At 47.3% G+C, this 1,139-nt stretch carries 1 pseudogene; it reads left to right on the top strand.

Annotation, left to right across the window (positions count from 1 at the left end):
- Positions 1 to 1,139, top strand: a pseudogene (locus A3729_RS30305) (DNA mismatch repair protein MutS); the annotation flags it as partial.

Here is a 1,139-nt window from a genome sequence, read left to right as displayed (position 1 = left end):
TCACTTTAACGGCACGCGGTAAGAGTGGTGGCAACCCTATTCCAATGGCGGGTATCCCCTATCACTCCGCTGAGAATTATATTGCAAAGCTTGTTCGATCTGGTTTGTCGGTTGCTGTCTGCGAGCAAACAGGTGACCCGGCAACAAGCAAGGGGCCGGTTGAGCGTAAGGTAATGAGAATTGTCACTCCCGGCACGCTGACTGACGAGGCATTTCTAGAAGAGCGGCGTGACAATTTGCTCTGCTCAATTTCCTTTGGTGATGAGGAAGCCTTTGGTCTAGCCTACCTAGACCTGAGTGGCGGACGCTTTTCTGTGTCGCAAGTTCGAGGCTTGCCCGACCTAATAAGCGAGTTGCAGCGTATTAGACCGTCGGAAGTTTTAATAAGTGAAGAGTTTCCATATGAAGGAGCTTTTGAGAACTTAACTGGTCTTAGACGCCAAGCTCCATGGCTTTATGATCTTGATTCCGCAAAAAGCTTATTGACTACTCAATTTAAAACGAAAGACTTAAGCGGCTTTGGTATCGATTCGATGCAATTAGCTATCTGCGCGGCGGGTTGTCTGCTGCAGTATGCAAAGGATACTCAGCGTAATGAGCTGCCTCATATTGTCACCATCAATAAAGAAGAGCGTAGTCAATACATTCTACTCGATGCAGCCAGTCGCAAGAACCTAGAAATTGACACCAACCTTGCTGGCGAAAGTAATCACACCTTGGCGTGGGCAATGGATGCCTGTAAAACTGCAATGGGTAGCCGCTTGCTTAGGCGCTGGCTCCACCACCCTTTAAGAGACCGGGAAATTGTGAATGCCCGTCTAGATTGCGTGTCTTCACTTGAGCAATCCTATAACTACGACGCCATTCAAACGAATTTAAAACAAGTCGGAGATGTACAGCGTATACTCGCCAGGATTGCGCTTAGATCTGCACGCCCTCGTGACCTATCACGACTTAGAGACACTTTAATACTACTACCCGCCATACAGGCAGATTTAAGGTCAGTTGATTGCCCAAGTCTTGGTGAAGTAGCTAAAGATATATCCGAACACCCCTCTTTAGCTGAGTTATTAGAGCGAGCAATTATCGATAACCCTCCCGTCGTTATTAGAGATGGCGGCGTGATAAAAGATGGTTTT

It is taken from the genome of Oleiphilus sp. HI0043, from assembly GCF_001634935.1.
The sequence above is the reverse complement of the archived record's forward strand: the minus strand, read 5'-3'. Positions and strand labels throughout refer to the sequence as shown.